The organism is Zoogloea sp. (assembly GCF_044344315.1).
Classification (GTDB): domain Bacteria; phylum Pseudomonadota; class Gammaproteobacteria; order Burkholderiales; family Rhodocyclaceae; genus Zoogloea.
Map to the genome: position 1 here is coordinate 1 of NZ_JBIJDC010000175.1, position 5,052 is coordinate 5,052.

General features: G+C 66.9%; 5 protein-coding genes. 1 reads left to right on the forward strand and 4 read right to left on the reverse strand.

The window, feature by feature from the left end:
* Positions 1–26: 26 nt before the first annotated feature.
* The 4 genes from gpmI to pyrC all read right to left on the reverse strand — a co-directional run bounded on the left by gpmI (position 27) and on the right by pyrC (position 4,343).
* Positions 27–1,679 carry a 2,3-bisphosphoglycerate-independent phosphoglycerate mutase gene (gene gpmI / locus ACIQ09_RS21655; protein ID WP_398314402.1) on the reverse strand — a complete coding sequence of 551 codons (1,653 nt, stop codon included), beginning with the start codon at positions 1,677–1,679 and terminating at the stop codon, positions 27–29.
* A 97-nt stretch (positions 1,680–1,776) separates the two neighbouring features.
* Complete coding sequence (locus tag ACIQ09_RS21660; protein WP_398314404.1) at positions 1,777–2,604, reverse strand: DUF3025 domain-containing protein; 828 nt, start codon at positions 2,602–2,604, stop codon at positions 1,777–1,779.
* A gap of 224 nt (positions 2,605–2,828) precedes the next feature.
* On the reverse strand, positions 2,829–3,278 hold the full coding sequence (locus ACIQ09_RS21665) for a hypothetical protein (protein WP_398314406.1): 450 nt from the start codon (positions 3,276–3,278) through the stop codon (positions 2,829–2,831).
* Between the two features lie 24 nt (positions 3,279–3,302).
* Positions 3,303–4,343 (reverse strand): dihydroorotase, encoded by a 1,041-nt coding sequence (pyrC, locus tag ACIQ09_RS21670; protein WP_398314408.1) that lies wholly within the window; start codon positions 4,341–4,343, stop codon positions 3,303–3,305.
* Between the two features lie 288 nt (positions 4,344–4,631).
* On the opposite strand from pyrC, the gene ACIQ09_RS21675 reads away from it, so the two are divergent.
* A partial coding sequence (locus ACIQ09_RS21675; protein ID WP_398314410.1) for a transporter substrate-binding domain-containing protein occupies positions 4,632–5,052 on the forward strand: 421 nt, incomplete at its 3' end.

Sequence of the window (5,052 nt, forward strand, 5' to 3'; positions counted from 1 at the left end):
CCCTTCCCATGCCGCGGCAGGCCGCCTTACTTCACATCCAGCACGCTGTCATCCCACTTTGGGTGTTTCTCCAGGCCGACCAGATTGGCCACCGTGGCGGCGATGCTGGACAAGCCCGCGGTATCGGTCTGCTTCAGGCCCAGCCTGCCGCCGCTGACCTTGTCGAAGAGGATCAAGGGCACCGGGTTGAGGGTGTGGGCGGTCTTGGCCTTGAAGGAGCCGTCGGCGTTGAGGGCCGGCTGCTTGGTCTTCTTGTCCAGCTCGAACATCTCGTCGGCGTTGCCGTGGTCGGCGGTGATCAGGGCCACGCCACCAGCAGCCTCAATGGCCGGCAGCAGGCGTGCGAGGGCCAGATCCACGGCCTCGACGGCCATGGTGGCGGCGCGGAAGTTGCCGGTATGACCGACCATGTCGCCGTTGGCGAAGTTGCAGCGCAGCACCTTGTACTGGCCCGACTGCACGGCGGCGATCATGGCGTCGGCGATCTCGGCGGCCTTCATCCACGGGCGCTGCTCGAAGGGCACCACGTCGCTGGGGACTTCCTGCCAGGTCTCGCCCTCGAACTTGCCGGAGCGGTTACCGTTCCAGAAGTAGGTAACGTGGCCGAATTTCTGGGTCTCGGAGCAGGCAAACTGGGCCAGCCCGGCCTTGCTGAACCATTCGCCGGAGGTGTCCTTGATGGCCGGCGGGGCCACCAGGAAGCGCTTGGGCAGTTGCAGGTCGCCGTCGTACTGGAGCATGCCGGCGTAGGTGACCCGGGGGGCACGCACGCGGTCGAACTTGTTGAAGTCGTCCTCGACGAAGGCGCGGGTGATCTCGATGGCCCGGTCGCCGCGGAAATTGAAGAAGACCACCGAATCGCCGTCCTGGATGGTGCCGATGGGCTTGCCACCCTCTGCGATGACGAACTCGGGTAGATCCTGGTCGATGGTGCCGGGGTGGCGCTCACGCAGGCCATTCACGGCCTCGGTGGCGTTGGCAAACTGCGGGCCCTCGCCCAGCACGTGGGTCTTCCAGCCCTTCTCCACCATCGGCCAGTTGGCGTCATAGCGGTCCATGGTGATGTACTGACGGCCACCACCGGAGGCGATGCGGGCGTCGAAGCCGTCACTGCTGATCTCGCCCAGGAAGGCCTCGAAGGGCACCACGTACTCCAGGGCGCTGGTTTCGGGCACGTCGCGGCCGTCGAGCAGGGCGTGGATGCGCACGGTTTTGATGCCTTCCGCCTTGGCCTGCACGACCATGGCCTTCAGGTGGTCGATGTGACTGTGCACATTGCCGTCGGAAAACAGGCCGATGAAGTGGATGACGCCCGCCTTGCCGTTGGCTCCAGCACGGGCGCCCGCCACGATCTCCTTCCACGCATCACCGGCCCAGATGGCGCCATCGGCGATGGCATTGGCCACCAGTGCTGCACCCTGGCTGTAGACCTGCCCGGCACCGATGGCGTTGTGACCGACTTCCGAGTTGCCCATGTCGTCATCGGAGGGCATGCCCACCGCGGTGCCGTGGGCGCGCAGGCTGATGTGCGGGCATTCGGCAAAGAGGCGGTCGAGGGTCGGCTTGCGGGCGGCGGCGATGGCGCTGCCGGCGTCGTTCTTCGGGATGCCGTAGCCATCCATGACGATGACGACAACCGGGCCCTGGACACCGGCGAAGGCGGGGAATTTCTGCAGCATGGTCGATTCCTGAAGGATGAATTCGGGGCCGGCGCATCGGGCATCACCCGGGCAGCATTCGGCGAGCCCGCTATTTTCCTTCAAATCGGGGGGCAGGTCACAGCCCCGCGTGCGACGCCGTGCGATGCATGCCACGCCGGGGCCGGAACTGGCGGGTGTCCCGGTAGTAATCGGCGCACTCGCTGTCGGCAATCACGCCCGGGATGCCGAGTAGCGGCAGGGGCGACAGGGCCGCCTTGTCGAAGGCCTGGTGCGGGTCGGCAAGACGCCCGGCGAGCCAGGCGTCGGCCTCGGCCTGGCGCGCCGGCGCGGGCAGCTGCAGCCAGTCCGCCTCCACCTGCCGGTAGATGGCCTTGGCGCACAGGCCGAAGAAGGGCTGGCGCAGCTGATCCCAGCTGCCGTGGCCGAAGATGAGGAAGCGGGTGCTCTCCAGCAGGCGGGCGCGGCGCGTCCACAGGGCCTCCTCCCAGGCGTGGGTTGCCAGCAGGGCCGGGATGTCCGGGTCGGCGGAGACTACCAGCACGCCGCACTCGTCGAACTGGGTCAGGGCATCGCGCACGGGCCCGCGGCCGGGCAGGCCTGCGGCGGCCCTGGCGGACAGCGCCCGCAGGTGCAGGGCATTGCAGGCCGCCTTGCTGCGCGGCCACACACACCAGGCCAGGGCGTTGAAGAAGTCGTGCCAGTCATTGGGCCGGGTGGGCACCTCGCCGGTGGCGTGGATGTGCAGCTCGTAGGCGTCGAGGCCCTCGGGCGGCAGGACAAAGCGCAAGGGATGCCCCGAACCGCTGACCGCACCGGGAGCGTGGACGCGCAGGCAGGCGGTCAGCGCCGCCGCGTCGGGCAGGCCATCCGGAAATCCGGACAGCAGGCTGGAGATGGGCTCGAAGAGGGGGCGGTGAGCGTAGGCGGTAGGAGAAGGACTCATGGGGACGCTACCCACCGCGCGGATCATCTGCACTCCGTTGAGTGGCGGCTCCGGCGCTTTGAAGGGGGACTTGTAGGGGCGACTTGTAGGGGCGACTTCAGTCGCCCAACACGCGTCGATCACAGACACACCCTTGATCAAAGTCCGCGGGCGACTGAAGTCGCCCCTACAGGTCGCCCCCTCGGTGCATCACATCGGCGACACGCCAACGGCCTGCCGGGGGATCACTCTTCCGCCGGGCGGATGGGCTTGGCGGGTTTGTCGGCGGGGATGAATTCGAGCTTGTCGTTCTTTCGGCTGAAGGTGCCCACCAGGCGGCCGGGGGGCTCGTCGGGGGGCTCGGTCCAGCGCTGGAACTCGCACTTCTCGGTGCTCGCCAGATACCAGTTCTTGCCCTGCTTGAGCGCCCACAGGCTGCTGCCGGCCTCGAAGACTTCCATCTTCACGCTGCCGGCCACACCGGACTTGATGTCATGGCGGCGCATGCAGGTGGGCATGCGCGACACGACGACGGCCTGATCCACCTCGCTGCTCCAGAACCAGCGCTGCTCACGCACCAGGCTGATGTTCTCGTCCTTGTTGCCATTGACGATGAAGGCCGCCCCCTCGTACTCACAGGCGGCGAGGAAGGGCAGGGTCAGGAGCAGCAGGAGGGGCTTGAGGATAGGGCGCATCGTCGAGGCAGGGGCGGTCAGGGGTCAGGCCAGCTTCCAGTGGATCTGCTCGCCACCACGCAGGGGCACCAGGGGGTCGCCGGGCAGGTAGTCGAGGCCGGCGGGCACGTCCCAGCTCTCCTTCACCAGGGTGATGGTGTCGGTGTTGCGGGGCAGGCGGTAGAAGTCGGGGCCGTTGAAGCTGGCAAAGGCCTCCAGCTTGTCCAGGGCACCGGCCTCGTCAAAGACTTCGGCGTAGAGCTCGATGCCGGCGTGGGCGGTGTAGCAGCCGGCACAGCCGCAGGCGGCTTCCTTGGTGGTCTTGGCGTGGGGCGCCGAGTCGGTGCCGAGGAAGAACTTGGGGCTGCCGGAGGTAGCCACCTTCACCAGTGCCTCCCGGTGGGTCTCGCGCTTGAGGACCGGCAGGCAGTAGTGATGCGGGCGGATGCCGCCCGCGAAGATCGCGTTGCGGTTGAGGAGCAGGTGGTGGGCGGTGATGGTGGCGCCCACGTTCGGCCCGGCTTCCGTCACGAACTGTGCGGCCTCGGCCGTCGTGATGTGCTCGAAGACGATGCGCAGGGTCGGGTAGCGCGCTGCAAGCGGCGCCAGTACGCGATCGATAAAGACACGCTCGCGATCAAAGATATCAACGTCAGCATGGGTCACCTCTCCGTGAACACATAGGGCAATGCCCTTTTCCGCCATCCGTTCGAGAACGGGATACACCTTGGCGATGTCGGTGACGCCCGCATCCGAGTTGGTCGTGGCGCCGGCCGGGTAGAGCTTGGCAGCGGGGATGAAGCCGCTGGCGGCGGCCTTGTCGATCTCTTCGGGCCTGAGGGTGTCGGTGAGATACAACGTCATGAGCGGGGCGAACTTGAGCCCTGCCGGCACCGCCGCGAGGATGCGCTCGCGATAGGCCGCGGCCTGCTCCACGGTGGTCACCGGGGGCTTGAGGTTGGGCATGATCAGCGCCCGGCCGAAACGGCGGGCGGTATCGGGCACCACGGCAGCCAGGGCGGCACCGTCGCGTACGTGCAGGTGCCAGTCGTCGGGGCGGGCAAGGGTGAGCGAAGTCAGGGTCATGGCGGTTCGATCCACAGGGCGAAGGGCTGAATGGCGCATTTTACCAGCCCGCGCCAGCCCGGCTCGACCGGTGCACCCGGGAAGGCGTGCGGATTTCCGGGCGCACTTGCGGCCCGCCATCCGGAAATCCGAACAAACACCCCGTCCGCTTCCCAGCGGGGCTCTTTTGTATCAAGTACTTACAGAATCGGAACGGGCCACAAACAGCTGGCACGGCCTCTGCAATGTAAAGGGCACACGACGCCAGCGTCGCCATCAGCCCCATCACCCTTGCAGGAGAACCGAATCATGCGCACCTCGTTGAAGCTTGCCGCCACCTGTCTGATCGCCGCTGGCGCCCTCACCACCCAGCCGGCCTTCGCCCAGGAGTCCCCGACCCTGGCCAAGATCAAGAGCAGCGGCACCATTGCCCTGGGTCACCGGGAATCCTCCATCCCCTTCTCCTACTACGACGACAAACAGCAGGTCGTCGGCTACTCCCAGGAGCTCATGCTCAAGGTCGTCGACGCCGTCAAGGCCGAGCTCAAGCTCCCCGCCCTCGCCCTCAAGCTCACCCCCGTCACCTCCCAGAACCGCATCCCTCTCATCCAGAACGGCACCGTCGACATCGAGTGCGGCTCCACCACCAACAACACCGAACGCGCCCGCCAGGTCGCCTTCTCCAACACCATCTTCATCATCGGCACCCGCCTGATGACCAAGAAGGAAT